27 protein-coding genes are annotated in these 23,696 nt (G+C 65.1%); 11 read left to right on the top strand and 16 right to left on the bottom strand.

The features are described from left to right. Position 1 precedes the first annotated feature (1 nt). Positions 2-673, bottom strand: coding sequence for a 3-oxoacid CoA-transferase subunit B (locus AC3A4H_RS12890; RefSeq protein ID WP_487767007.1), 672 nt, complete (start codon positions 671-673; stop codon positions 2-4). Beyond that, the gene (locus AC3A4H_RS12885; RefSeq protein WP_487767006.1) at positions 673-1,389 is read right to left on the bottom strand and encodes a 3-oxoacid CoA-transferase subunit A; all 717 of its coding nucleotides are present in this window, start codon (positions 1,387-1,389) and stop codon (positions 673-675) included. Before AC3A4H_RS12885 ends, AC3A4H_RS12890 begins: the two co-directional genes overlap by 1 nt. 200 nt (positions 1,390-1,589) lie before the next feature. On the opposite strand from AC3A4H_RS12885, the gene AC3A4H_RS12880 reads away from it, so the two are divergent. Further along, entirely contained in the window at positions 1,590-2,360 is a 771-nt protein-coding gene (locus AC3A4H_RS12880; RefSeq protein ID WP_487767005.1) for an IclR family transcriptional regulator domain-containing protein, read from the top strand. Positions 2,361-2,669: 309 nt separating this feature from the next. On the opposite strand, the gene AC3A4H_RS12875 is transcribed toward AC3A4H_RS12880, so the two are convergent. From AC3A4H_RS12875 to pcaD, 11 genes are all read right to left on the bottom strand, one after another. Beyond that, positions 2,670-3,386 (bottom strand): ABC transporter ATP-binding protein, encoded by a 717-nt coding sequence (locus AC3A4H_RS12875; protein WP_487767004.1) that lies wholly within the window; start codon positions 3,384-3,386, stop codon positions 2,670-2,672. Continuing rightward, positions 3,367-4,131: an ABC transporter ATP-binding protein gene (locus AC3A4H_RS12870; RefSeq protein WP_487767003.1), complete on the bottom strand. Its 765-nt coding sequence runs from the start codon at positions 4,129-4,131 to the stop codon at positions 3,367-3,369. The genes AC3A4H_RS12875 and AC3A4H_RS12870 overlap by 20 nt, the downstream gene beginning before the upstream one ends. Then, positions 4,128-5,132 carry a branched-chain amino acid ABC transporter permease gene (locus AC3A4H_RS12865; protein ID WP_487767002.1) on the bottom strand — a complete coding sequence of 335 codons (1,005 nt, stop codon included), beginning with the start codon at positions 5,130-5,132 and terminating at the stop codon, positions 4,128-4,130. The genes AC3A4H_RS12870 and AC3A4H_RS12865 overlap by 4 nt, the downstream gene beginning before the upstream one ends. After that, complete coding sequence (locus AC3A4H_RS12860; protein ID WP_487767001.1) at positions 5,132-5,995, bottom strand: branched-chain amino acid ABC transporter permease; 864 nt, start codon at positions 5,993-5,995, stop codon at positions 5,132-5,134. Before AC3A4H_RS12860 ends, AC3A4H_RS12865 begins: the two co-directional genes overlap by 1 nt. A gap of 67 nt (positions 5,996-6,062) precedes the next feature. Then, entirely contained in the window at positions 6,063-7,235 is a 1,173-nt protein-coding gene (locus tag AC3A4H_RS12855; protein ID WP_487767000.1) for an ABC transporter substrate-binding protein, read from the bottom strand. Between the two features lie 147 nt (positions 7,236-7,382). After that, positions 7,383-8,552, bottom strand: coding sequence for a 4-hydroxybenzoate 3-monooxygenase (gene pobA, locus AC3A4H_RS12850; protein ID WP_487766999.1), 1,170 nt, complete (start codon positions 8,550-8,552; stop codon positions 7,383-7,385). 224 nt (positions 8,553-8,776) lie between these two features. Continuing rightward, positions 8,777-9,829: a 3-carboxy-cis,cis-muconate cycloisomerase gene (locus AC3A4H_RS12845; RefSeq protein WP_487766998.1), complete on the bottom strand. Its 1,053-nt coding sequence runs from the start codon at positions 9,827-9,829 to the stop codon at positions 8,777-8,779. Between the two features lie 6 nt (positions 9,830-9,835). Beyond that, entirely contained in the window at positions 9,836-10,453 is a 618-nt protein-coding gene (pcaG, locus tag AC3A4H_RS12840; protein WP_487766997.1) for a protocatechuate 3,4-dioxygenase subunit alpha, read from the bottom strand. After that, a complete protein-coding gene (gene pcaH, locus AC3A4H_RS12835; protein WP_348781159.1) occupies positions 10,453-11,208 on the bottom strand; it encodes a protocatechuate 3,4-dioxygenase subunit beta in 756 nt (251 codons plus the stop codon). The genes pcaG and pcaH overlap by 1 nt, the downstream gene beginning before the upstream one ends. Continuing rightward, on the bottom strand, positions 11,198-11,614 hold the full coding sequence (gene pcaC / locus AC3A4H_RS12830; RefSeq protein ID WP_487766996.1) for a 4-carboxymuconolactone decarboxylase: 417 nt from the start codon (positions 11,612-11,614) through the stop codon (positions 11,198-11,200). The genes pcaH and pcaC overlap by 11 nt, the downstream gene beginning before the upstream one ends. Further along, the gene (gene pcaD, locus AC3A4H_RS12825; RefSeq protein WP_487766995.1) at positions 11,607-12,419 is read right to left on the bottom strand and encodes a 3-oxoadipate enol-lactonase; all 813 of its coding nucleotides are present in this window, start codon (positions 12,417-12,419) and stop codon (positions 11,607-11,609) included. The genes pcaC and pcaD overlap by 8 nt, the downstream gene beginning before the upstream one ends. A 94-nt stretch (positions 12,420-12,513) precedes the next feature. Between pcaD and pcaQ the strand changes: the two genes are divergently transcribed. The 4 genes from pcaQ to AC3A4H_RS12805 all read left to right on the top strand — a co-directional run bounded on the left by pcaQ (position 12,514) and on the right by AC3A4H_RS12805 (position 14,839). Then, positions 12,514-13,431, top strand: a complete 918-nt coding sequence (gene pcaQ / locus AC3A4H_RS12820) for a pca operon transcription factor PcaQ (RefSeq protein ID WP_348781156.1) — start codon at positions 12,514-12,516, stop codon at positions 13,429-13,431. Positions 13,432-13,596: 165 nt separating this feature from the next. Next, entirely contained in the window at positions 13,597-13,998 is a 402-nt protein-coding gene (gene crcB, locus AC3A4H_RS12815; protein WP_487766994.1) for a fluoride efflux transporter CrcB, read from the top strand. A gap of 68 nt (positions 13,999-14,066) precedes the next feature. Then, positions 14,067-14,492 carry a fluoride efflux transporter CrcB gene (crcB, locus tag AC3A4H_RS12810; protein ID WP_487766993.1) on the top strand — a complete coding sequence of 142 codons (426 nt, stop codon included), beginning with the start codon at positions 14,067-14,069 and terminating at the stop codon, positions 14,490-14,492. A gap of 2 nt (positions 14,493-14,494) precedes the next feature. Continuing rightward, positions 14,495-14,839, top strand: coding sequence for a DUF190 domain-containing protein (locus AC3A4H_RS12805; protein ID WP_487766992.1), 345 nt, complete (start codon positions 14,495-14,497; stop codon positions 14,837-14,839). Between the two features lie 16 nt (positions 14,840-14,855). On the opposite strand, the gene AC3A4H_RS12800 is transcribed toward AC3A4H_RS12805, so the two are convergent. After that, a complete protein-coding gene (locus tag AC3A4H_RS12800) occupies positions 14,856-15,746 on the bottom strand; it encodes a LysR family transcriptional regulator (protein ID WP_487766991.1) in 891 nt (296 codons plus the stop codon). Positions 15,747-16,183: 437 nt separating this feature from the next. Between AC3A4H_RS12800 and ctaD the strand changes: the two genes are divergently transcribed. From ctaD to repC, 4 genes are all read left to right on the top strand, one after another. Beyond that, a complete protein-coding gene (gene ctaD / locus AC3A4H_RS12795) occupies positions 16,184-17,779 on the top strand; it encodes a cytochrome c oxidase subunit I (protein ID WP_487767304.1) in 1,596 nt (531 codons plus the stop codon). A gap of 432 nt (positions 17,780-18,211) precedes the next feature. After that, a complete protein-coding gene (gene repA / locus AC3A4H_RS12790; protein ID WP_487766990.1) occupies positions 18,212-19,447 on the top strand; it encodes a plasmid partitioning protein RepA in 1,236 nt (411 codons plus the stop codon). Positions 19,448-19,457: 10 nt separating this feature from the next. Next, complete coding sequence (gene repB / locus AC3A4H_RS12785; protein ID WP_487766989.1) at positions 19,458-20,498, top strand: plasmid partitioning protein RepB; 1,041 nt, start codon at positions 19,458-19,460, stop codon at positions 20,496-20,498. A gap of 252 nt (positions 20,499-20,750) precedes the next feature. Beyond that, the gene (repC, locus tag AC3A4H_RS12780; protein WP_487766988.1) at positions 20,751-22,109 is read left to right on the top strand and encodes a plasmid replication protein RepC; all 1,359 of its coding nucleotides are present in this window, start codon (positions 20,751-20,753) and stop codon (positions 22,107-22,109) included. Positions 22,110-22,171: 62 nt separating this feature from the next. Here repC and AC3A4H_RS12775 read toward each other — a convergent pair whose 3' ends face one another. Beyond that, the gene (locus AC3A4H_RS12775) at positions 22,172-22,396 is read right to left on the bottom strand and encodes a type II toxin-antitoxin system CcdA family antitoxin (protein WP_487766987.1); all 225 of its coding nucleotides are present in this window, start codon (positions 22,394-22,396) and stop codon (positions 22,172-22,174) included. Positions 22,397-22,587: 191 nt separating this feature from the next. On the opposite strand from AC3A4H_RS12775, the gene AC3A4H_RS12770 reads away from it, so the two are divergent. Together AC3A4H_RS12770 and AC3A4H_RS12765 are read left to right on the top strand one after the other, a co-directional pair. Beyond that, positions 22,588-22,965, top strand: a complete 378-nt coding sequence (locus tag AC3A4H_RS12770) for an MbcA/ParS/Xre antitoxin family protein (protein ID WP_487766986.1) — start codon at positions 22,588-22,590, stop codon at positions 22,963-22,965. Beyond that, positions 22,962-23,483 (top strand): RES family NAD+ phosphorylase, encoded by a 522-nt coding sequence (locus AC3A4H_RS12765; protein ID WP_487766985.1) that lies wholly within the window; start codon positions 22,962-22,964, stop codon positions 23,481-23,483. The genes AC3A4H_RS12770 and AC3A4H_RS12765 overlap by 4 nt, the downstream gene beginning before the upstream one ends. Positions 23,484-23,516: 33 nt before the next feature. Here AC3A4H_RS12765 and AC3A4H_RS12760 read toward each other — a convergent pair. Further along, a partial coding sequence (locus AC3A4H_RS12760) for a tyrosine-type recombinase/integrase (protein WP_487766984.1) occupies positions 23,517-23,696 on the bottom strand: 180 nt, incomplete at its 5' end.

The raw sequence follows: 23,696 nt of genomic DNA, 5'->3' as shown, positions 1-23,696 counted from the left end.
TTCAAACCTCCGGAACGACAAGATCTTTGACGCTGCCTTCGACCACCAGCGTGGCTTCGGTCAAGGCCTGCAGTTCGTCCAGGCTGATGCTGGGCAGCTTTTCCCGAAGAACGAAGCGCGCGTTGACGATGTCGACCACGGCAAGGCTGGTATAGACCGTGGTGACGCAGCCGACGCCGGTCAGCGGCAGCCGGCACTGCTTGAGCAGTTTTGGCCGCCCGTCCTTGGTGGTGTGGTCAGTGATGACGCAAACCCGCTTGGCGCCGTGGACCAGATCCATCGCGCCGCCCACGGCCGGCACCGAGCCGGGGCCCGTGCTCCAGTTGGCCAGATCGCCGTTTTCGGCAACCTCGTAGGCGCCCAGGATGGCGACATCCAGATGGCCGCCGCGCACCATGGCGAAGCTGTCGGCATGGTGGAAGAAGGAGGCGCCCGGGTTGAGGGTCACGGCCTTCTTGCCGGCGTTGATCAGGTCCCAGTCTTCCTCACCGGCCGGCGGTGCCTCGCCGAAATCGAGGATGCCGTTCTCGGTATGATAGATCACCTCGCGCCCTTCGGGCTTGAACTTGGCGACCATCTCGGGAAAGCCGATGCCGAGGTTCACATAGGCGCCGTCGGGAATATCCTGCGCCGCACGCCATGCGATCTGTGCGTTGGTCAGTTTTACAGCCATCACTTGGTCACCTCGCGCAACAGAGCTTCTTCCTGTTTCGGGTTCGGAACTTCCACGATCCGCTTCACGAATATGCCCGGCGTCACGACATGCTCGGGGTCGATCCCGCCCGGCTCAAGTACGCGGCTTGCCTGCACGATCGTGGTCGCGGCCGCCGTCGCCATCAGCGGCGAGAAATTCCGCGCCGCCATGTGGTAGGTCAGGTTGCCCTTGCGGTCGGCCAGCTCGGCCTTGATCAGGGCGACGTCTGCCTTCAGCCAGCGCTCCTGGACATATTTCCGGCCCTCGAATTCCGCCACCGGCTTGCCTTCGGCAACCAGCGTGCCAAAGCTCGTCGGCGTGTAGAAGGCGGGAATGCCGGCGCCGCCGGCGCGGATGCGCTCGGCCAGGGTGCCCTGCGGCACCAGCTCCAGCTCGATTTCACCGGCAAGGTATTTTTCGGTGAAGGCGCGCGGGTCCGACGAGCGCGGGAACGAGCAGACCATCTTGGCCACCATGCCGGCATAGATCATGGCCGCGATGCCGACATCGCCGTTCCCGGCATTGTTGTTCACCACGGTAAGCCGGCCGGGCGATCCGGTCTTCCTGTATCGCTCGACCAGCGCATGGATGAGCTCGATCGGCGCGCCTGCCCCGCCGAAGCCGCCAATCATCACCACCATGCCGTCCTGGATGTCGGCGACCGCATCCTCCAAGCTTGGACTGATCTTGTTCATCGTGCTCTCACCCATCCTGACTGGCGGCCGTCACGGCCGCAGCGAGAAACCATTGGCGACCGCCTTGTTTGCAGCCTGCCGCCCTGGCCATGAAAGTTCGCATTGCGAACATTTGTTTTGTATGCGATACTTTGCCATGATCATCATTGAAGAGTCAACATTCGGCGCGGCCCGCGGTTGCGCCCATGGAGGCATTGCCCATGTCCGATGAAGCTGCCTCGAGAGACCATGTGAACTCGCTGGAGCGCGGGCTCGGCGTCATGGAAATCCTTGCTGCGCACCCGGCCGGACTGACGCTCACCGAAACGGCCGAAAAGGCGGGGCTGACGCGTGCCGGCGCGCGGCGCTTCCTGCTCACCCTGGTCGCCACCGGCTATGCCACGCAGACCGGCCGGCAGTTTTCGCTTTCGCCTCGGCTCTTGTCGGTCGCGCGCACCTGGCTGCAGGGCACCTCGCTCTGGGCCTTCGCCGAGCCCTTCATGCGCCAGACGGCGGCCGCGCTGCAGGAATCCTGCTCGGCGACGATTCTATCCGGCGACGATGTCGTCTATGTGGCACGCGTCGCCGGCCCGCGTATCGTCAGCCTGGAACTGCATGTCGGCGCTCATCTGCCGGCCTGGTGCACGGCGATGGGGCGCGTTCTGCTGTCGGGCCTGAAGGCCGAGGAACTCGACGTTTTTCTTGCCCGCATCTCCCCGGCCCCCAAGACCGCAAAAACGCTTACGGATCCGAAACGGATTGCCGAGGCGGTCGCCAGGGCCGGCCGCGACGGATACGCCGTGGTCGACGAGGAGCTGGAAATCGGCCTGCGCTCGATCGCCGTTCCGCTGCGCGACCGCGCTGGCACGATCGTCGCCGCGATCAATGTCTCCACCCAATCCGCGCGTCATTCCGTTGCCGAAATGGAGCGCGATTTCCTGCCGCTGCTGAAACAGACGGCGGCGAGGATTGAAGATTTTTTTGTGCAGTGAGTGCCGGAGCTTTGCCGCGGGCGGTGCAATCGCACAATCGCAGATGCTGCGACGTACCCCCACTCCGCCTCGCTACGCTCGGCACCTCTCCCCCTCAAAAGGGGAGAGGAAGGGTGCCAAGGTTGCGGACGGCGTTTCCTCTCCCCCGTCGATCGGGGGAGAGGTGGTTTGCGAAGCAAACCGGAGCGGGGGTCGAATTCTATGCGAGAGCCCTCAAGGGAGGCCAAGTCGCGCGCTGCCGCGAGGCCCCCTCCCCGATCCGCTGCGCGGATCGACCCTCCCCTCAAGGGGGAGGGAGGCGCCGCGCCGTCAGTGCAGCCCGCCAACCCCCAGCAATCTCTCCACCACTTCCGGCTGCGCGGAAAGTTCTCCCGGGGTTCCCGACCAGGCGACGCGGCCGCGCTCGAGGATGATGGCGTGGTCGGCGAAGTCGAGCGCGCTCTGGATGCGCTGCTCCACCAGGAGGATCGTCATGTCACCGCTGGAGGCGAGCTTGGAGAACGCCGCCATCAGTTCCTCGCAGATCACCGGCGCCAAGCCTTCCAGCGGCTCGTCCAGCAACAGCACGGTCGGCTTGCCCAGAATGGTGCGCGCGGTGGAGAGCATCTGCTGCTCGCCGCCGGAAAGCTGCGAGCCGAGATTTTTCCGGCGCTCCTTCAGCCGCGGGAACATGTCGTAGGCTTCCTCGATCGCCGAGCGGTCGCGGTCCTTCAGGCCCACGAACAGGTTTTCCTCCACGGTGAGCGATGGGAAGATGCAGCGCGCCTGCGGCACGTAGCCGAGGCCGGAACGGGCGCGAGAGGCGCTTTCGAGGCCAGTCAGTTCGGTGCCGCCCAGGCGGATCGTGCCGCCATAGCGCTTGGTCTGGCCGGCAATGGTGGCAAACAGCGTGGTCTTGCCCATGCCGTTGCGGCCCAGCACGGCAAGGCGCGAGCCGGCGGCAACCGAGAAGCTGATGCCCTCCAGCACCCGCGTCGGGCCGTAGCCGGCGCTGAGATCGGTGACTTCAAGCAGCGCTGCGGTCATTGGCATAGTTTCCGAGATAGGCTTCGCGCACGCGGGTATCCTTGGTCACATCCTCGGGCGAACCGTCGAAGATGATGGCGCCGGCGGCAAGCACGACGACGCGCTTGGCGAAGCGGAAAACGAGGTCCATGTCGTGCTCGATCATCAGCACGGCGAGGTCGGCGGGAAGGCCGGCAAGGGCCGCCTCGATGCGCGGGGTGTCGCTCTGCGGCACGCCGGCGGCGGGCTCGTCGAGCAGCAGCACCTTGGGCTTCAGCGCCAGCGCCAGCGCGATCTCCAGCAGGCGCTGCTGGCCATAGGCGATCTCGCTTACCTTGCGCGTTGCAATATGGTCGATGCCCAGCGTGGAGAGCAGTTCGCCCACCTCGGCCATCACGTCCGGCATGGCGTGGAAATTGCCGAGCAGCCGGCCCGTGCGGCCCGTGCGCTGCAGCACCGCCAGCGCGACATGCTCTTCCGGCGTCATGTCGGCAAACAGCCGCGTCACCTGGAACGAGCGCACCAGCCCCTGCTGGACGCGCTTGGTGGGCACCAGCGAAGTCACGTCTGCGCTGCCCAGCGTGACCTTGCCGGAATCGGGCTGGAGGTGCCCCGTCACCAGGTTGACGAAGGTGGTCTTGCCGGCCCCGTTGGGTCCGATCAGCGCCACCCGGTCGCCCGGGGCCATGGAGATCGAGACGTCCTGGGTGACCGCAAGGCCGCCGAAGGATTTTTTCAGGTTCTGGACCTGGAAGACCGCGCTCATGCCTGCCTCCGGTAGCGGTTCAGAAGCTGCGCCGCGGTGCCATAGAGGCCCTTGGGCGCAAACAGCACCACCGCGATCAGCAGCGCGCCGACGATGGTGAGCCAGTGGAACGGATTGGCGGCCGAGACGAAATCCTCGAACCACATGAAGGTGACGGTGCCGATCAGCGCGCCGTAGAGCGAGCCCGTGCCGCCCAGCACCAGCATCACCAGGGAATCCGCCGAGGTGGTGAAGCTCAGGCTGTCGAGGCCCACGACCTGGGTGGAGATGGCGTTCAGCGCACCGCCGATGCCGGCCACAGCGCCGGAGATCACATACATGCGCATCAGCATGCCGTTCACCGAAGCGCCCATGGCGCTGACGCGGATCGGGTCTTCCTTGATGCCGCGGCACAGCATGCCGAAGGGCGAACGCACCAGAAGGCGCAGCAGCATGAAGACGATGACCAGAAGTGCTACGCCAAAGCCATAGGCGGTGTGGCCCCAGAGGTCGAACTCGAAGACGCCGAACACCGGATCGGGCGAGATGCCGGCAAGGCCGTCGCTGCCGCCGGTCCAGTCCGACGCCTTGTTGGCGATCTCGTGGAAGAGGTGCACCACCGCAATGGAAAGCACCAGCTGCGCCAGCCCATGTCCGCGCAGGATTACCGCACCGGAGACCAGACCGGCCAGTGCGCCGCCCACCGCGCCGATTCCGACCATGGCGATCGGGTCGCTGATTTCAAAATGCGCCGCGGCAATGCCGGCCGCATAGGCCCCTGCCCCGAACAGCGCCGCGTGGCCGAGCGTGCCGACGCCGCAATAGCCGGTGACGAGATCGAGCGACAGCACCAGCAGCGCAATGGCCACGATGCGCGTCAGGAGCGCCAGATTGTCGGGGAACAGCAGAAAGCCGATCGCCGCAACGACCAGGATGATGGCAAGGCCCGTGAGATCGCGCAGCAGCCAGTTGGGGGCGGTTGCCGCCTTGCCCATCGCAGAAGTGGTTTCAATCGCGGCCATTATTTCTTCCTGCCCAGAAGTCCGCGCGGGAAGATGCAGACGATTGCAATCACCGCGAGATAGAAGAAGAACTCGCCATATTCCGGCAACAGGTAGCGGCCGGTCGTGTCGATGGTGCCGAGCAGGATACAGGCCAGCAGCGCGCCGGGAATGGAGCCCGCGCCGCCGACCGAGACGACGACGAGGAACGTCACCATGTAGCGCAGCGCGTAATAGGGTTCGATCGGCAAGAGTTCGGCGCCGACGATGCCGCCAAAGGCGGCAAGCCCGACCGCAACCGCGAAGCTGACGGCATAGACGATCTTGGTGCGCACACCCAGCGATGCGGCCATTGCCGCATTGTCCACCGAGGCGCGCAGCTTCACGCCGAAGGCGGTCTTTTCGATGAGGAACCAGAGGCCGCCGGCAACCACCACGCCGCAGGCGATGGCAAACAGCTTGTGCGCGGCAATGGAGCGGAAGCCGAGATCGACCGGCCCGCGCAGCGTCTCGGGCAGCGGGATGGTCTTCAGCGTCGGGCCGAATACATAATTGGCAAGGCCGATGACGCAGAAGGTGATGCCGATGGTCATCAGCACCTGCGTCAGCTCGGGCGCGCCATAGATGCGGCGGTAGAGCAGCCGCTCGACCGGGATGGCGATGAGGATGGTGCCCACCACGGCGATCAGGATCGCCACGGCATAGCCCAGGCCCAGCGTATGAGCGGCGTAGGAGGCGATGTAGCCGCCGATCATGGCAAAGGCGCCGTGGGCAAGATTGACCACGCGCATCAGGCCCATGGTCACGGACAGTCCGATCGAGATGACGAACAGCACCATGCCATAGGCAAGGGCGTCGGTCCCAACGCTGAAAACGGTTTGCATGGCTCTATCCGGAAAGCGCCCGGAAGCCGTATGCGGCCACCGGGCGTCGGTTCGCAAAAAGGTTCGCTTACTTCGCGGCGGCCAGGCCGGGATCGCCCTGGTTTTCGAAGGTCGCGGTTTCCTTGTTGTAGTAGGTGCCGTCTTCGGCCTTGGCCACTTCGCGCAGATAGATGTTCTGCGTCATGTGGCGGCTTTCAGGGTCGATCGACACGGGGCCGCGCGGGCTTTCCCACGCCATGCCCTTCACGGCGTCCACCGCCTTCTGCGCGTCCTGCTTGCCTCCGGTCGCCTCGATCATCTTGTAGATGACGTGCATGCCGTCATAGGCACCCACCGAGGGGAAGGACAGTTCGGCTGGGTTGCCGATGGCCTTCTGGGCAGCCTCGACGAACTTCTTGTTCTCGGCCGAGTCGTGCGACACGGCATAGTGGAAGGTCGTCAGCAGGCCTTCGGCCGAGGCGCCCAGCGCCGGCAGGTCGGATTCCTGCGTGAGATCGCCCGGCGCCAGGAACTTGATGCCGGAGTTCTTCAGGCCGTTGTCGTTAAAGGCCTTCACGAAGCCCAGCGTAGTCGGGCCCGAGGGCAGGAAGGCAAACAGCGCATCGGCCCCGGAATCCTTCACGCGCTGCATGATCGGGCTGAAGTCGTTGGTCGACAGCGGCATGCGGATCGAGTCCACGACCTCGCCGCCCTCGGCGGTGAAGGTGGTCTTGAACGCGGTTTCGGCGTCGACGCCCGGGCCGTAGTCGCTGACCACGGTGATGACCTTGTTGACGCCGCGTTCCTTGGCGATCTTGGCCATCGGCGCGGAAGTCTGCCAGGTGGTGAAGGAGGTGCGCACCACCAGCGGGCTCTTGGTGACGATCGCCGAGGTCGCGGCGTTCATGACCACCAGCGGCACATTGGCCTGCTTGAGCAGCGGGGTGACGGCCATGGCATCCGGCGTGAAATAGAATCCGGCCAGATACTGCACGCGTTCCTTGACCACCAGTTCCTGCGCCAGCGCCTTGGACTGGGCCGGGTCTGCCTGCGGCACATCGCGGTAGACGATCTCGATGTCGTCGTCGCCGACCTTGCTGCCATTGAGCGCCATATAGGCGTCGATGCCGGCCTTGAAGTTCTTGCCCTGGATGGCAAACGGGCCCGAGAAGGGGCCGATCACGCCGACCTTGATCGTGTCGGCATAGGCCGAGCCGCAGAGCGCCACGGCCGCAACCGCGGCCAGGAGAATCTTCTTCATGTTTCCTCCACGATAACCACCCGGCTACACGTGCCGGGTTGAACCAATTCACCATCTGCCAGTGTCATGCTCAAAACGGTGATGTAAAATGAAAAGAAATGAGCATTACATAATCAGGCGGCTATATGAGCCGCAGCCGACCCGCCCTTAATAGGGCAAGCCGACATAGTTTTCAGCAAGCGAGGCCGAAGCGGCCTGCGAGTGGACCAGATAGTCGAGCTCGGCTTCCTGGATGCGCTGGCCAAAGGCGTCCGTGTCGGGGAAGCGATGCAGCATGGTGGTCATCCACCACGAGAAACGCACCGCCTTCCACACGCGCGACAGCGCCTTGGCCGAATAGGCCTCCATGCCGGCGGACGACTTGTCGAGGTAGTATTCGCGCAGGCCCGAAGACAGGTAGCGCACGTCGCTGGCGGCCAGGTTGAGGCCTTTGGCACCCGTCGGCGGCACGATGTGGGCGGCGTCGCCCACCAGCGAGAGCCGACCGAACTGCATCGGCTCGGCCACAAAGGAGCGCAGCGGCGCGATCGACTTTTCGAAGGACGGGCCGGTGACGACCTTTTCGGCCGCTTCCCTGGGCAGGCGGCTGCGAAGCTCGTCCCAGAAGCGCTCGTCGCTCCAGTCCTCGATCTTGTCGTCGAGCGGGCACTGCACATAGTAGCGGCTGCGGTGTTCGGAGCGCATGGAGCAGAGCGCAAAGCCGCGCGGATGGTTGGCGTAGATCAGCTCGTGGTCCGCCGGCGGCACCTCGGCAAGTATGCCCAGCCAGCCGAACGGATAGGCGCGCTCATAGGTGCGGATGACATCCTGCGGCACCGACTTGCGGCTGACGCCGTGGAAGCCGTCGCAGCCGGCGATGAAGTCGCAATCGATGCGATGGGTGACGCCGTCCTTTTCATAGGTGACGTAAGGCGCGGTGGTGTCGAAATCGTGCGGCTGCACGTTCTTGGCTTCGTAGACCGTCGTCAGGCCGGCCGCCTCGCGCTTGTCCATCAGGTCGTGCGTCACCTCGGTCTGGCCATAGACCATGACACGCTTGCCGGTGAGGCCGTGAAGATCGATGCGGTGGAGGCGGTTGTCAAAGGCAAGCGAGATGCCTTCATGCGGCAGGCCCTCGGCATGCATGCGGGCCCCTGCACCGGCCTCGTCGAGCAGATCGACCATGCCTTGCTCCAGAACGCCGGCGCGCACGCGGCCCAGCACGTAGTCGCGGTCGACGCGCTCCAGAATGATGTTGTCGATGCCGTTGTTGGCCAGAAGCTGCCCGAGCAACAGGCCAGAGGGACCCGATCCGATGATGACAACCTGCGTGCGCATAGTTTTCCTTTTTTGTTCGCTGCGTCCGGCTGGTCGAGGGGCAATACCCCCACCCCCAACCCCTCCCCACAAGGGGGAGGGGCAACGGCTGACCCGCCGCCCGTTACCAATCTTCAATCTTCACCGCTTTCTGGCGGCAACGGCGACAACTTCGTTCCCCTCCCCCTTGTGGGGAGGGGTTGGGGGTGGGGGTACAGGGAGCGAACCTATCGCCCCATCACAGCCTAGGTCCCCACCGCCTCGATCTGCCCGGCTAAAGTCCGCGCCTGCCGCAGCGAGGCCGCCGTGGCTGCCACCATCTGCGGCAGCACGAGCCACTCCAGCGTCCAGGCGGCGCCTGAGCGCTCCTGTTCGTGGATCAGCGCGTGGTGCATCGCCGAAAGCTGCGTGGCGTTGAACCGCGCAAGTGCGACCAGCACTTCCGCCGCCACCGGATTCTGCTTGTGCGGCATGGCCGAGGAGCCACCGCCACCCTTCAATTCGATCTCGCCGCCGCCCTGCGCCATCAGCGCCACGTCCTGCCCGAATTTGCCCAGGCTTCCCGTGACGAGCGACAGCCAACCGGCAAACTCGGCCAGCCTGTCGCGTTGGCTGTGCCACTGCGGCGCGTCGCCGAGCCCCAGCTTCGCTGCCAGTGCCGCACGCACTGCAGGCGCCTTCTCGCCCAGCTTTTCCAGCGTGCCCGCCGCCCCGCCGAACTGAACGACGAGCAGTTCGCCGCGCTGCTCATCCAGCCGCTTACGATGCCGGCCTAGCGGTTCGCGCCAGGCGCGCACGCGGTCGGCAACCGTGATCGGGATCGCAGCCTGCATGCGCGTCTTGCCCATCAGGAAGCGGCTGCCGAAGCTTGCCTCGATGGCGGCAAGCCTTTCGATCACTTCGCCCAGCGTCGTGTCGAGATGCGCGATCGCCGGCTTCAGCCGCAACACAAGGCCGGTGTCGATCACGTCCTGGCTGGTCGCGCCGAAATGCACGGCCTTGTCATGCGGTGCGCTCACCGCGGCGCGGATCTGGCGCACCAGTTCCGGCACCACCACGCCGTCCTGCCCTACCCCTGCCCGCAGCCCGGCCATGTCCGGCTTGAACGTTTCCAGCGCGGCAACGATTGCCGCGGCTGTATCGTCCTCTATCACCCCCTCCCCCGCTTCCGCCTCGGCCAATGCCCGCTCGAAAGCGAGCATGGCTTCGATCTCGGCTGCCGCCGAAAAATGGCGTGCAGTCTCATCGTCGCCGAGAAGGCCGGACAGGATGGGATGATCGAAGGGCGAGAAGGACATGGCGGCTCAGATGTCGAAGAAGACCGTTTCCTTCTCCCCCTGGAGATGGATGTCGAAGACGTAAGCGCCGTCGGCCGCGCGCTCGGCGATCAGCGTCGGCACGCGCAGCCGGTGCTCGATGCGCGCGAGCAGCGGGTCCTCGGCATTCGCCTGTTCCTCTTCCGGAAAATACATGCGCGTGTGCAGGCCGATATTGATGCCGCGCGCCACGATCCAGAAGGTGATGTGCGGGGCCTGCCTGCGGCCGTCCTTGAACGGCACGCGGCCGGGCTTGATGGTCTCGAAGACGCACTCGCCCGTGTCCATGTCGGTGGCCTTGCGGCCCCAGCCGGAAAAATTCGGGTCGGCCGCACCGCGCATCTCGGACGGCGAGTTGTAGAGGCCGTCAGCATCTGCCTGCCAGATCTCGATCAGCGCGTCCTTGAGCGGTGTGCCGGTGCCGTCGAACACGCGGGCGCGGATGGAGATACGCTCGCCCTTGGTCTTGTCGTTGACCATGGTCGAGCCGAGGTCTTCCTTGAAGACGCCGGTGATGCCGCAATAATTCGGCGTCAGGCCGATGTGGACATAGGGTCCCGCGGTCTGCGAAGCGCTTTCCTTGAGACGGTCGAGAGACTGCGCCATCAGTTGCCCTCCAGGCGATTTTCGAACAGCGACGAGCGGCGCCCGCGCAAAACGATGTCGAACTTGTAGGCGCGCGCGTCCATGGGGATCGTCGCCTCGCGGTCAAGGGCGGCCGTCAGCCCGTTGATGGCGGCCGGGTCGTTGATCGTCTTGACGATCGGGCACTGCCAGATCATCGGGTCGCCCTCGAAATACATCTGGGTGATCAGCCGCTGCGCAAAGCCGTGCCCGAAGATCGAGAAATGGATGTGCGCCGGGCGCCAGTCGTTGACGCCGTTCGGCCATGGATAGGGCCCGGGCTGGATGGTGCGGAAGGCGTAAGCGCCGTCCTCGTCGGTGATGGTGCGTCCGCAGCCGCCGAAATTCGGGTCGAGGGCGGCGATGTAGCCCTCCTTCTTGTGGCGGTAGCGGCCGCCGGCATTGGCCTGCCAGAATTCCAGCAGCGCGCCGGGCACGCCCTTGCCGCGCTCGTCGAGCACGCGGCCATAGACGATGATGCGCGGGCCGATGGCGCTTTCGCCGGGCTTGGCGAAGTTGTGGATCAGGTCGTTGTCCAGTTCGCCCAGCATGTTGTGGCCGAAAACCGGGCCGGTGATCTCCGACAGCGTGTTGTCGAGCGACAGCAGTGCCTTCTGCGGCGAGCGCAGCACCGAGGTCTTGTAGGTCGGCGTGTATGCCGGCGGATGCCACAGACGGTCGCGCTGGAAGAAGGCGCCCGTCTCGGGCTTGCGGTTCGACAGGGGATCAGCGCTCATCGTGTCTCTCGCTTCCTGCATCCATTTCGGCAAAGACCTGCTTGGCAATCTTGATCGCCTGGTTGGCCGCCGGCACGCCGGCATAGATGGCCACATGCAGGAACGCTTCGCAAATGTCCTCGCGCGTGGCACCCGTGTTGGCGGTAGCGCGCACATGCATGGCCACCTCCTCATCGTGGCCGAGAGCGGCCAGCAGGGCCAGCGTCACGATCGAGCGCTCGCGCTTGGTCCAGCCGGGACGCGACCACACCGTGCCCCAGGCGGCCTCGGTAATCAGCTCCTGGAACGGCCGGTCGAATTCGCTCGATGCTTTCTCCGCCCGGTCGACATGGGCGTCACCCAGAACCGAGCGCCTGACGGCAAGCCCTTCTCGGTACCTGCTCGATGGTTGAGCCAATTCACCCATTGTGTTTCTCTCCGGAAGAAATGTCAGCAAGGAAAGTGCGGATCAGCGCCAGCAGCGCTTCGGGCTGTTCGATGCATGGAATGTGCCCGCAGTCGGCGATGATTTCGAAGCGGGAATCTGCGATCAGATCGGCGGTGCCGCGAACGACGTCGGGCGGCGTCGAGCCGTCCTGGTCGCCCACCACACACAGCGTTGGCACGGAAATGCGCCTAGCCGCTTCGGTGTAGTCGGCATCGCGAAGTGCCGCGCAGGTGCCGGCATAGCCGGCGGCGGGCTGGCGCACCAGCATGTTGCGATAGCCTGCAAGCTCGACCTTGCGATTGGCGCGGAACGCGGGGGTGAACCAGCGCTCGAGCACCGGGTCGGCCAGCGGCTCGATGCCCTGCGCCTCGATGGTGGCGATGCGTGCGTTCCACATCTCGGCATTGCCGATCTTGTGGGCGGTGTCGCACAGGATCAGCGCACGAACGAGATCGGGGCGCCGCGCCTGGAGGCCCTGCGCGATCAGCCCGCCAACCGACAGCCCGCAAATGATGGCGCTCTTCACATTGAGATGGTCGAGCAGCCCTTCGAGGTCGCCGACATGGTCCTCCATCGCATAAGGCGCCGTGCCGACATCCGAAAGGCCGTGGCCGCGCTTGTCGTAGATCACGATGGGAAAATCGCCGGCGAGATGGACGATCACGTCGCGCCAGATGCGAAAGTCTGTACCGAGGGAATTTATGAAGACTAGAACCGGCTTGTCCGCTGGGCCGCCGATGAGCTGGTAGTGAAGCGTGACGCCGCCGATGTCTATGAATTGCACTGCATTTTCTCCTCAATGCGAGAGTGGATTAGATATTTGGTTCGGTAAAATGATATTTTGTGGCGTTCTCTTAACCTATGGGTTATGAAAAGCCATGATAGAAAGTCGTGTCCGTTTCCGCCATCTCCAGACCTTTCTTGAAGTTGCCCGCCAGAAAAGCGTGGTCAAGGCCGCCGGCATCCTGAATGTCAGCCAGCCGGCGGTGACGAAGACCATACGCGAGCTGGAAGAAGCGCTGGGCGTCGCCGTCCTGGAGCGCGACGGGCGCGGCATCCGCATCACGCGCTCGGGCGAGATATTCGTGCAGCACGCCGGCATGGCCATCACGGCGCTGCGGCAGGGCATCGATTCGGTCGCCAATGCCCGCGCCGAAGGCGGGCCGCCGATCCGCATCGGCACTCTGCCCACCGTTTCCGCCCATATCATGCCGCGCGCGATGAGCCTGTTCCTGAAGGAAGACACTGGCGCCACCATCAAGATCGTCACCGGCGAGAATGCGGTTCTTCTCGAGCAACTGCGGCTCGGCGAACTAGACCTCGTTGTCGGCCGCCTCGCCGCGCCCGAAAAGATGACCGGCTTCTTCTTCGAGCACCTTTATTCCGAACAGGTGTTGTTCGTGGTGCGGGCCGGGCATCCGCTGCTCAAGGGCGGCCAGGACGTGTTCGAGCGGCTGGGCGACTATCCAGTGCTGATGCCCACGCGCGGCTCCATCATCCGTCCGTTCGTGGAACGCCTCTTCATCACCAACGGGGTGGCGGCGATCCCGACCGAGATCGAGACGGTGTCGGACTCCTTCGGCCGCGCCTTCCTGCGCCAGAGCGATGCGGTGTGGATCATTTCGGCCGGCGTGGTGGCGGACGATCTCAAGGCCGGCACGCTTGCCGCGCTGCCGGTCGACACCGGCGAGACGCGCGGCCCGGTGGGGCTGACCATGCGCACCGACACGCCCCCCTCCCCCGCCTTCTCGATCCTGCTCAAGACCATCCGCGAGGCAGCCGCCAGCCACGCCTGAGCGAATGCCGTGGCCGCCGGTTGACAGCTGTCAACACGGTGCCAACCTCCTCGCCGGGAAATCGCCAACTGCGGAAGAAAGCCTGCCGACCGCGGCTGCGAATTCGGGTAACAATCGGGACGCGCGCACACCGGTTCGCGAGGGCGTGCTCGGAGGCTTTGGGACATGCAAGACATTCTCCAGGGATTGCTATGGGTCGTGCTCGGCAGCGCGCTCGGCGGCCCGGCGCGGTTCCTCGTCTCCGGCCTTGTGGGGCGGCGCGTGGGCGAAACCTTTCCCTGGGGCACGATGACGGTCAATGTCAGCGGCGCCGTCGCGATAGGCGTGGTCGCTGCCGCTTCCGACACCGGCGCCCTCCCCCTGCCCGACGTATGGCAGTTCGCGGTCGTCGGCTTCCTCGGCAGCTACACCACCGTCTCCTCCTTCAGCCTGCAGACGCTTGCGCTGGTCCGCGACGGCCAGGTACTGCGGGCCGGTGGCAACGTGCTGCTTTCGGTTGCCCTGTGCCTGTGCGGTGTGGCGCTCGGTTATGCCGCGGGCGCGGCAATGCTCGGGGCGAGCGCGTGATGAACCGGCCGGACAAGGTTCCCGCCGACGACCTCGCGCTCCCGCCTGCGCGCACGACCGGGAAAATAATGCGCACCCGCTTCGCGGGCGAAACGATCTCTCTCTATCTCGCCGTTTGCGCCGGGGCCGTCATCGGCAGCGTCCTGCGGGCGCTCGCCTCTCTGGCGGCGCTGGCCTGGCTGGGTGCCGGATTCCCGTGGGGCACGCTCTTCGTCAACCTCGCCGGCTCCTTCGTCATCGGCTTCTACGCCACGCTGACCGGCCCCGGCGGGCGGCTGTTTTCCGGCACGCACCAGCGCCAGTTCGTGATGGCAGGCATCTGCGGCGGGTTCACCACATTCTCCGCCTTCAGCCTGGAAACGCTTCGCCTGGCGCAGAACGGCGCCTGGCCGGCTGCCGGGCTGAACGTGGTGGTTTCGGTTGCGGCATGGCTCGTGGCGGTATGGCTCGGCCACGTGCTCGCCGCACGTCTCAATCGTCTGGGAGTATCCTGAACATGCAGACACCGGGACAGGCGCAGCTTCTGCGCATATTCATCGGGGAAGACGACCGCGACGGCGACGGTCGCCCCCTCTACGAGGCAATCGTGCTCAAGGCGCGCCAGATGCATCTTGCCGGCGCCACGGTGCTGCGCGGCGGGCTTGGCTACGGGCATTCCAGCCGGCTGCACACCACGAAGATCCTGCGCCTGTCGGAGGATCTGCCGCTGGTGGTCGAGATTGTCGACAGCGAGGACAAGATCAGCGCCTTCCTGCCCGTGCTGGACACGATGATGACCAGCGGGCTGGTGACGCTGGAAAAGGTGCAGGTGCTGCACTACGGAGCGCCGCCCGGCGCCTGAAGACTGCGAGCGCTGTTCAGCCGATCGGGAGCACGGTGTTGACAGTTGTCTCCCGCCTGCCTTCCGCCACGACCTTTCGCAGCGCGTCGAGGGCTGCGCCAACATCGGTTCGGGCTTCGCCATCCTCCGGATAGACGGCATAGGCCGGATAGGTGAATTCGGGCGCGCCCGCGACATATTCCAGTTCGCCGGCCTGAACCAGAGGAGCAACCACGCCTTTGCGGAAATAGCCCATGCCGCCCGCGCGCAATATGTAGCTCAAGCCGAGCGGCCCCAGGCCCACCAGCAGGCCGGGCTCGCCGAAGGTGGCGGAATTGGCGTCGTGCTGGGCGGCAAACAGCGGCCCCCAGTCGACATAGACATATTCGTCTTCCCCCTGCCCCGCCGCGCCCGGCTTCCTGCCGCGCACCAGCACGAGCTGTTCCTCAAGCAGAAGAGTGACCTTGAAGCCTTGCATCAGCTTGGGCGCGTAGAGAACCGCAATGTCCAGAACGCCGGTTCTGAGCTGGTCCAGCAACTGGTCCGGAACGCCGACATGGGCATGGATGGCGATTTTGGGCTCGGCCGATTTCATCCAGACCAGCCAGTCGAGCAGCAGCGGGTTCCACAGGCTCAACTCGCCGCCCAGCGCGACCACGCTGGTCCTGCCCTGCGGAACGGCGAGCTGCTGGCGCGCCCGCTCCCAGATCTGCACGAAGGATTGCGCATAGCGCTCGAACTCGCGGCCGGCCGGGGTCAGGCGGGCGCCGTTGCGGTTGCGCACGAACAATTGCCGCCCCAGTTCGTCTTCGAGCGTACGTATGCGCGCGCTCACGGTCGTCTGCGTGACGTTGAGCCGTTCGGCCGCCTTCAGGAAGCTGCCGGAATGCACTATTTCGAGAAATGTGCGGGCACGGTCGATGTCCATCAAGACCTCGCATAGTGACCCCGGTAAGAGTGCAAAAATATTGCACCGACACAACAGTTAATTCCGCTTGCCTTCTTTTCCTTGCAGGCGCACCTTTTCGGGGGCGCGGGAGTGCGGAGATCCGATGTCGTGCGTGAGAAGCGCCGCTACGCCAGTGCACCTTGCTTCGTCCGGGCAGCGCAAGCCCCTGCCCCGGCATCCCTGGCCGCCGCTCCCTGCAAACAGCCCCGACAAATCGACAATGAAATCGGCGGCGCCGCAATTACGGAAGCGCCATCGGCCGCACAATCGCGGCGAACCAAACGATCTTCGCAACCAAGGAGGAGCTTGGCCAGGCGCTATTCCCGCGCAGCGGCGGCCTGCTAGCCGCCAGCCGTTGCCGACATAAGGGCCTGCCCAGCCACAAGGAGGGTAGCGCAATGTCTGATGCAGCCCGTATGCCTCGGTCGGCCGCAGGTCCGGACGAGCACATCCCTCGTCCGCTTATCCGTTGGCTGTTTTCAACCAACCACAAGGACATCGGAACGCTCTATCTGATCTTCGCGCTGATCGCGGGCATTTTCGGCACTGCCCTTTCGCTTGCCATCCGGATGGAGTTGCAGGACCCGGGGCTGCAGTTCTTTTCAGATCCCACGACCTTCAACGTGGTCGTGAGTTCCCACGGCATCGTCATGATCTTCTTCGTCCTCATGCCGGCGTTGATCGGTGGCTTCGGCAACTGGATGTTGCCGCTGATGATCGGCGCGCCCGACATGGCGTTTCCGCGCATGAACAATTTGTCGTTCTGGCTGCTGGCTGCCTCGTTTCTGCTGTTCATCATCTCGCTGTTCCTGCCCGGGCCGCCGGGGTCGCACGGGCATGGCGGCGGGTGGACGATGTATCCGCCCTATTCGGTGATCGGGCAGCCCGGGCCGGCCGTCGACGCCGTCATCCTGTCGCTGCACATTGCCGGTGCGTCTTCCATCCTCGGGGCGATCAATTTCATCACCACCGTGCTCAACATGCGGGCGCCGGGCATGACCATGCACAAGATGCCGCTGTTTGCCTGGTCCATGCTGGTGACGGCGTTTCTGCTGCTGCTGGCCCTGCCGGTGCTGGCCGGGGCGATCACCATGGTGCTCACCGACCGCAATTTCAGCACCACGTTCTTCGCGCCGGAAGGCGGGGGAGATCCGATCCTGTTCCAGCACCTGTTCTGGTTCTTCGGCCACCCGGAAGTCTACATCATGATCCTGCCGGCTTTCGGCATCGTCAGCCATGTGATCTCCACTTTCTCCAGGAAGCCGATCTTCGGCTATCTGGGCATGGCCTACGCCATGGTGGCCATCGGCGTGATCGGCTTCGTGGTCTGGGCGCATCACATGTTCATCGTCGGCCTGTCGGTGGAAACCCAGCGCTACTTCGCCTTCGCCTCGATGGTGATTGCCGTGCCGACCGGCATCAAGGTGTTTTCGTGGATCGCCACCATGTGGGGCGGCACCATCCAGTTCAGGACGCCAATGCTGTGGGCGATGGGTTTCGTCCTGCTCTTCACCATAGGTGGCGTCACCGGCGTGGTGGTGGCCAATCCGGGGCTCGACCGCATGCTGCACGACACCTACTACGTGGTTGCCCACTTCCACTATGTGCTGTCGCTGGGTGCTGCCTTCGGCATCTTCGCCGGCTTCTACTACTGGTTCCCGAAGATGACCGGCTACATGTACAATGAGAGGCTGGGCGATCTGCATTTCTGGATCACCTTCATTGGCGTCAACCTGGTCTTCTTTCCGCACCATTTCCTCGGGCTGGCGGGCATGCCGCGCCGGGTGGCCGACTATCCGGACGCCTTCCACGGCTGGAACCTGGTCTCCTCGCTGGGCTCCTACATTTCAGCCGTGGGGCTGCTGGTGTTCCTGGTCGTGGTTGCGGATGCCTTCGCCAAGAAGCGTGTCGCCGGTGCCAACCCGTGGGGCCCTGGAGCCACGACTCTGGAATGGACGCTGTCGTCGCCGCCGCCGTTCCACCAGTTCAACAAGCTGCCGGTCATTCGCTGACGGCACGCGGGGAACGCGGGAAGCGAGCTGGCGCGACGGTGCGAGCACGCCCTTCGTTGACAGCTGTCAACGGAGGTTGCGCGCGCCGGCGCACGGCGCTGTGACCGACAAGAAGCCGCGCCCGTCGGCGCTGCCAAAATGGTTAATTTCCGTTAACTATAAAGTGCTTGACGCGACTCGCCCCTCCCTGCACCCTTGTTACGGAATTGGGACGTAATTCGACGATTCAGGCGTAACACGACTTTCGGGTCGTTACTGCGGGAAATTCACGTAAAAAATCCGCTCGGCGTAGGCGAGATTCGACCTGCCGGCCCGAATCGGCGCATGATCTGCACTGTTCTCGCCTTTCGGCGCGGAGCGGGGGGATTAAGCGCTGCGTTCCTGACGATGACGGCCGGATAAGCAGGGTTTGAAATGGTTGCCGACGCAATAATGAGAGAACAGGACTGGGGACATGTCGACGGCGCCGCGGTGCCGACCGACCGCGCCATCGCGGCCGACGCGGACATGCTGTCGGCCCAGCTTCAGGCGATGCGCAGCCGGCTGTTCCAGCCCGACACGCGCAAGGTGCTGCGAAAATTCACCAGCGGCGAGGCGGCCAAGCTGATCGGCGTTTCCGACGGCTATCTGCGCCAGCTCTCGATTGCGGGGGAGGGGCCCCAGCCGGAGGTCGGCGTTGGCGGGCGCCGTCTCTACACGCTGGCCGACATCAATGCGCTGCGCCGGCACCTGGCCGACCAGGGCGGCGCCAAGGCGCGCAGCTATCTGCCGCACCGCAGCGAGTTGCTCGGCGAGCACCTGCAGGTGATCGCGGTGACCAACTTCAAGGGCGGCTCGGGAAAGACCACCACCAGCGCGCATCTTGCCCAGCACCTGGCGCTGTCGGGCTTCCGCGTTCTGGCCGTCGACCTCGACCCGCAGGCCTCGATGTCGGCGCTGTTCGGCTACCAGCCGGAACTCGACCTCAACGGCAACGACACGCTCTATGGCGCGATCCGCTATGACGACAGCCGGCGGCCGCTGCGCGAGATCATTCGCAAGACCTATTTCGACGGGCTCGACCTGGTGCCCGGCAATCTTGAGCTGCAGGAGTTCGAGCACACCACGCCGCACATGCTGTCGGCGCGCCAGAACGGCGCCGACGACGGCCAGCCGCTGTTTTTCGCCCGCGTGCAGGCGGCCTTCGCCACGGTGGCGGAAGACTATGACGTCGTCATCATCGACTGCCCGCCGCAGCTCGGCTTCCTGACCCTGTCGGCGCTGTGCGCTTCCACCTCGGTGCTGGTGACGGTGCATCCGCAGATGCTCGACGTCGCCTCCATGAGCCAGTTCCTGTTCATGACCGCCGATCTTCTGGCGGTGGTGCGCGAGGCGGGCGGCGAGCTCAATTTCGACTTCATGCGCTATCTGATCACCCGCTACGAGCCCAATGACGGGCCGCAGGCGCAGATCGCCGGCTTCCTGCGGTCGCTGTTTGGCGCGCGGGTGCTGACCGCGCCGCTGGTGAAGTCGACCGCATTTTCCGACGCGGGGCTGACCAAGCAGACGCTCTACGAAGTGTCGCGCGAAAGCTTCACGCGCACGACCTATGACCGCGCGATGGAATCGTTGACAGCTGTCAACTCCGAGATCGAGGGCCTTATCCTCAAAGCCTGGAACAGAGGTTGAGGAGGCGGGCATGTCGGGACTGAACCGTAAGGACCAGCTGAAAGCGCTCTTCGGAATGGAGCAGCCGACCGCGCCGGCTCCGCGCCCGGAGCAGAAGCCTGCCGCCGTTGCGCCCTCGCAGCCGGCAACGCCCGAAAAGCCGCGCACCGCTTCCGGCGCCGTGAAGGCGATGGGGCTCTCGCTCGGCGGCCTGTCGCGCGAGCTTGAGGATGCGCGCCGGCTGAAGGAGAGCCTCGAGGCCGGCGAGCGGATCGTCGAGATCGATCCCGCCCTGGTTGAGGCGTCGTTCGTCGGCGACCGGCTGAGCTTCGAGGACACCCACGACCCGGAGTTCGAAGCCCTGGTCGAAAGCATCAAGACAAGCGGCCAGCAGGTGCCGGTGCTGGTGCGCCCGCACCCGGAAAAGCCGGGGCGCTTCCAGGCCGCCTACGGCCATCGCCGCTTGCGTGCGGTGCTCCGGCTCGGCAAGCCGGTGCGCAGTATCGTGCGCAATCTCAGCGACGCCGAGTTGGTGCTGGCGCAGGGCAAGGAAAACTCCGAGCGGCGCAACCTCTCCTTCATCGAGCGGGCGCTGTTTGCGCATGCGCTGATCAAGCACGGTTTTGAGCGCGGCGTGGTGCAGGAGGCGCTGTCGCTGCACAAGGCCGACATGACCCGCTTCCTGCAGGTGGCAGAGGCTCTGCCCTTCCAGATCGCGCAGGCGATCGGCCCCGCGCCGAAGGCCGGCCGGGCGCGCTGGATGGAACTGGCCGAGCTTCTGAAAAGCGATGCGGCGCAGGTGAAGGCGGCCGATGAGGTGACGCGCGATCGTTTTCGCGCCGCCGACAGCGACACCCGTTTCACGCTGCTGTTCAATCGCCTTGCGCGCAAGCCCAAGGCCGAGCCGGCGACAGAGATCCGCGACGGGCAGGGGCGTGTGTTCGCCCGGCTCGCCAATTTGACGAAAACGCCGCGGCTGGAACTGACGGCCGCGCCGGATGGCTTCGCCGAATTTCTCGGCGAGGAACTGCCGGCGCTGCTGCAGCGGTTCGAGGAGCAGCGGCGCGAATGAGTTTATCCCCGTCCGGCGAATCACCGCGATAATGGGTCGGTGGTTCGCCTGACGGACAGTGTCAGTGCGTAGCCAGAGTAACGGAAAGAGCTGGAAAGAAAGGAAACCGGCAAGAAAAAGGCCCCCGAAACGTCACCATTCCGGAAGCCCTCATCAATGTAGCGATTGTGAGAGAATCACTTCCGACCTGTCTTGTCAAGGGTTGGGCACGTTCCGGCACGGCTTTGCTTGCCTCGAATCGAGGTTGAAGTGATGACTGAGCGTTTTGCAACGACGCCGTTTGGCGGTCGGTCGCTTTCGCACGCCATGTTCGCAGCGCAGGAGAAAGTGGCGCGTGCGCGCCAGAAACTGCTGGCCGAAGCGGACGAGGGCGAGGCGACGGCGACGGCCGACAAATGGCAGCTACTGCGGTCTCTGACCGAAGCGAGGGTGGTCTATGGACTGTCCGACCGCACAATTGCCGTGCTGGAGGCGCTGCTGAGCTTCCACCAGGCGGCGGAGATGGATGGGCGCGCGCCGCTGATCGTGTTTCCTTCCAATGCCGAGCTGTCGATGCGCACGCGCGGCATGGCGCCGGCGACCTTGCGGCGGCATCTGGCGGCGCTGGTCGACGCACAGATGATCATCCGCCGCGACAGCCCCAACGGCAAGCGCTATGCACGCCGCGGCGAGGGCGGCGAGATCGAAAGCGCCTTCGGGTTCGACCTGGCACCGTTCGCCTTGCGCGCGGCCGAGATCGAGGCGCACGCTGCTGCGGCACGGGCCCATGCGCGGGCGCTGCAGGCGCTGCGCAGCGAGATCACCATCCATCTGCGCGACGTTTCCAAGACGATCGACGCCGGCCTCAGCGAGGAGAGGGCGGGGGACTGGGACCGCTTCGCCGATCGTCTCGCGGAACTGTCCGGGCGCGTGGCCCGCAATGCCGCGCCGGAGGACCTTTCGAAGCGTCGGGACGCGCTCTCGCGGCTGCGGGCAGAGGTAGAACTGGCTTACCTCAACAGTCTTACAAACGAAGAAATGAGCGCCAATGACTCCATTTCCGAGCGCCATATTCAGAATTCAAATACAGACCTCCAATTTGAATCTAGCTCAGAAAAAGAGCTGAAGGAAAATCGGCGCGGCAAGACCGTGATGGTTGGCGAAGGCGGGCCAGCCCATCAGGCCGACAGGGTTGCCGGGATAAGGCGGCGGCTGAAGGCGGCGCGCGACACCCGGGACGACGATACGCCCCTGCCGCCCGAACTTGAGACGAAGTCGGCACCGGCGCCGCTGGAAGCTGTTCTGACGGCCTGCCCGCAGATTGCGCTCTATGCCCGCAAGGGCATTGGAGACTGGCGCGACCTGGTGCAGACGGCGGGGCTGGTGCGCTCCATGCTGGGCGTATCGCCGGATGCGTGGACGCGGGCCCGCCGCGCCATGGGCGATCTCAACGCCGCGGTGACGATCGCGGCCATCCTCGAACGCTCATCCGAAATCCGGTCGCCGGGCGGCTATCTGCGCGCGCTGACCGAGCGTGCCGAAAGCGGCCGCTATTCGGTCGGGCCGGTGCTGAATGCGCTGTCTGCCGCGGCCCGCGGGCAAGCGGCGAGGGCAGGGGAGGGGGCCGGTTGATGAAGTGCTGCGAGGTAGGGCGGCCTGGACATCGAGTAACCCCGCGAGGGTTGGCGCGGTCATCAGGACTGGCGGAAGCGCTCCAGCGGCAGGCCATTGGTTTCGACGAAGGCGTTGGAGCTTTGCAGAGCCTCCCTGTTTTCGGCGCGCCAGCGCTCAGCCTTGGCGTTCGCCACTGCCTTGGCAATGCCCTCTTCGGCCGCGCGCGAAATGTTGATGTCGAGCGTTCTGGCTTCGTGCAGCAGAGAAGCGTCGATGGACAGGTTGGCGGCGCGCCTCGTCTGCATAGCGGTCTCCTTTGGCTGGGTATGTTATGTTCATGTCCCTGAGCATCCAATCGAGTGCTTTTGGTAGGTCGCGCAGCATCAGACGGGCGCGGTGGGATGTTCCCGGACTTGATTGCTGCAAGCCGGCGTCATAGCTTATGCACATGGAACGCGGCATCTGATATGACAGGGTGATGAAAATGGGCCACGCGATGAAGGTATCCACCCGGGCTGAACCCCTGGTCTGGTCCTACATGGACCGCAACGGCAAGATCGCGGTCGGCCAGGTTGCCGACGGTTTTGGCATGTCCAAGGGCCAGCTTGCCGAAACGGCCGGTCTGGCACGCGAAACGGTCTATCGCGCCGAACGCAGCCGCTCCGCCAGGACGCAGGGCCGCCTGCGCGAACTGCTCGAGATCATCAGCCGCGTAACCGAGTGGGCCGGCGGCAAGGAACAGGCGATGGCCTGGTACCGCGCGCAACCTCTGCCGGCGTTTGGTGGGCGCACGGCGGAATCGCTGGTGAAGGAAGGCAAGGCGGCCGCCGTTCGCGACTATCTCGACCACATGGCCCTCGGCGGCTTTGCGTGAGGTTCGTCGGCACCTGCTACAGGGCACATGATCCGCGCTGGGCATTCAGGCCGACCTCCGGCGATGGGGCTGCCATCCGCGGCGCCCGCTTCAACCCCAAGGGGGTGCCAGCGCTCTATCTGGGGCTTTCGGTGATGACGGCGGTGAAGGAAGCCAATCAGGGCTTTGCGCACCGCATCGATCCTTGCGTGCTGTGCTCTTACGAGATCGACTGCGAAGACATCGCGGATCTGACGACCGAGCAGGGCAGGGGAGAGTTTTCGGTCGCGCTGGAGGACTTGGCCTGCGCCTGGGCGATGGCGCTCAGCGAGGGAGGCCGCCCGGCATCCTGGTCGATCCACGACCGTCTGCGGGCCGAAGGGATTGCCGGCATCCTGGTTCCGAGTTTCGCACCGGGGGCCGAGCCGGACGATCGAAATCTCGTGCTGTGGGACTGGGGGCCGGGCCTGCCGCACAAGGTGGCCGTGTTCGACCCTAGCGGCCGGTTGCCGAAAGACCAGCTTTCCTGGCAGTCGTGATTTCGTCCGGCAAGCGGACCGGCGGCTCGCCGCCTACAGCCCGCTTGCCTTGGTGAGATTGACGCGGAAGCGGTCGCGGCGGCGCTGGTATTGGCGGGTCATTTCGGCGCTGGCGTGGCCGAGCTGCTTTTGCACATAGCGCTCGTCGACCTCGGCCGAGGAAGCCAGGCCGGCGCGCAGCGAATGGCCGGCAAATTTCTGCGCCCGCTCGCC

This window comes from Pseudaminobacter sp. Soil_N_29, from assembly GCF_057656055.1.
Note: the sequence above shows the minus strand (reverse complement) of the source record. Positions and strands in the feature narration are given on the sequence as shown.

Bases quoted from the DNA above. Each gene is read 5' to 3' on its own strand.
- AC3A4H_RS12890 (WP_487767007.1), bottom strand. From the start codon at position 673: ATGGCTGTAAAACTGACCAACGCACAGATCGCATGGCGTGCGGCGCAG.
- AC3A4H_RS12885 (WP_487767006.1), bottom strand. From the start codon at position 1,389: ATGAACAAGATCAGTCCAAGCTTGGAGGATGCGGTCGCCGACATCCAG.
- AC3A4H_RS12880 (WP_487767005.1), top strand. From the start codon at position 1,590: ATGTCCGATGAAGCTGCCTCGAGAGACCATGTGAACTCGCTGGAGCGC.
- AC3A4H_RS12875 (WP_487767004.1), bottom strand. From the start codon at position 3,386: ATGACCGCAGCGCTGCTTGAAGTCACCGATCTCAGCGCCGGCTACGGC.
- AC3A4H_RS12870 (WP_487767003.1), bottom strand. From the start codon at position 4,131: ATGAGCGCGGTCTTCCAGGTCCAGAACCTGAAAAAATCCTTCGGCGGC.
- AC3A4H_RS12865 (WP_487767002.1), bottom strand. From the start codon at position 5,132: ATGGCCGCGATTGAAACCACTTCTGCGATGGGCAAGGCGGCAACCGCC.
- AC3A4H_RS12860 (WP_487767001.1), bottom strand. From the start codon at position 5,995: ATGCAAACCGTTTTCAGCGTTGGGACCGACGCCCTTGCCTATGGCATG.
- AC3A4H_RS12855 (WP_487767000.1), bottom strand. From the start codon at position 7,235: ATGAAGAAGATTCTCCTGGCCGCGGTTGCGGCCGTGGCGCTCTGCGGC.
- pobA (WP_487766999.1), bottom strand. From the start codon at position 8,552: ATGCGCACGCAGGTTGTCATCATCGGATCGGGTCCCTCTGGCCTGTTG.
- AC3A4H_RS12845 (WP_487766998.1), bottom strand. From the start codon at position 9,829: ATGTCCTTCTCGCCCTTCGATCATCCCATCCTGTCCGGCCTTCTCGGC.
- pcaG (WP_487766997.1), bottom strand. From the start codon at position 10,453: ATGGCGCAGTCTCTCGACCGTCTCAAGGAAAGCGCTTCGCAGACCGCG.
- pcaH (WP_348781159.1), bottom strand. From the start codon at position 11,208: ATGAGCGCTGATCCCCTGTCGAACCGCAAGCCCGAGACGGGCGCCTTC.
- pcaC (WP_487766996.1), bottom strand. From the start codon at position 11,614: ATGGGTGAATTGGCTCAACCATCGAGCAGGTACCGAGAAGGGCTTGCC.
- pcaQ (WP_348781156.1), top strand. From the start codon at position 12,514: ATGATAGAAAGTCGTGTCCGTTTCCGCCATCTCCAGACCTTTCTTGAA.
- crcB (WP_487766994.1), top strand. From the start codon at position 13,597: ATGCAAGACATTCTCCAGGGATTGCTATGGGTCGTGCTCGGCAGCGCG.
- crcB (WP_487766993.1), top strand. From the start codon at position 14,067: ATGCGCACCCGCTTCGCGGGCGAAACGATCTCTCTCTATCTCGCCGTT.
- AC3A4H_RS12805 (WP_487766992.1), top strand. From the start codon at position 14,495: ATGCAGACACCGGGACAGGCGCAGCTTCTGCGCATATTCATCGGGGAA.
- AC3A4H_RS12800 (WP_487766991.1), bottom strand. From the start codon at position 15,746: ATGGACATCGACCGTGCCCGCACATTTCTCGAAATAGTGCATTCCGGC.
- ctaD (WP_487767304.1), top strand. From the start codon at position 16,184: ATGCCTCGGTCGGCCGCAGGTCCGGACGAGCACATCCCTCGTCCGCTT.
- repA (WP_487766990.1), top strand. From the start codon at position 18,212: ATGAGAGAACAGGACTGGGGACATGTCGACGGCGCCGCGGTGCCGACC.
- repB (WP_487766989.1), top strand. From the start codon at position 19,458: ATGTCGGGACTGAACCGTAAGGACCAGCTGAAAGCGCTCTTCGGAATG.
- repC (WP_487766988.1), top strand. From the start codon at position 20,751: ATGACTGAGCGTTTTGCAACGACGCCGTTTGGCGGTCGGTCGCTTTCG.
- AC3A4H_RS12775 (WP_487766987.1), bottom strand. From the start codon at position 22,396: ATGCAGACGAGGCGCGCCGCCAACCTGTCCATCGACGCTTCTCTGCTG.
- AC3A4H_RS12770 (WP_487766986.1), top strand. From the start codon at position 22,588: ATGAAGGTATCCACCCGGGCTGAACCCCTGGTCTGGTCCTACATGGAC.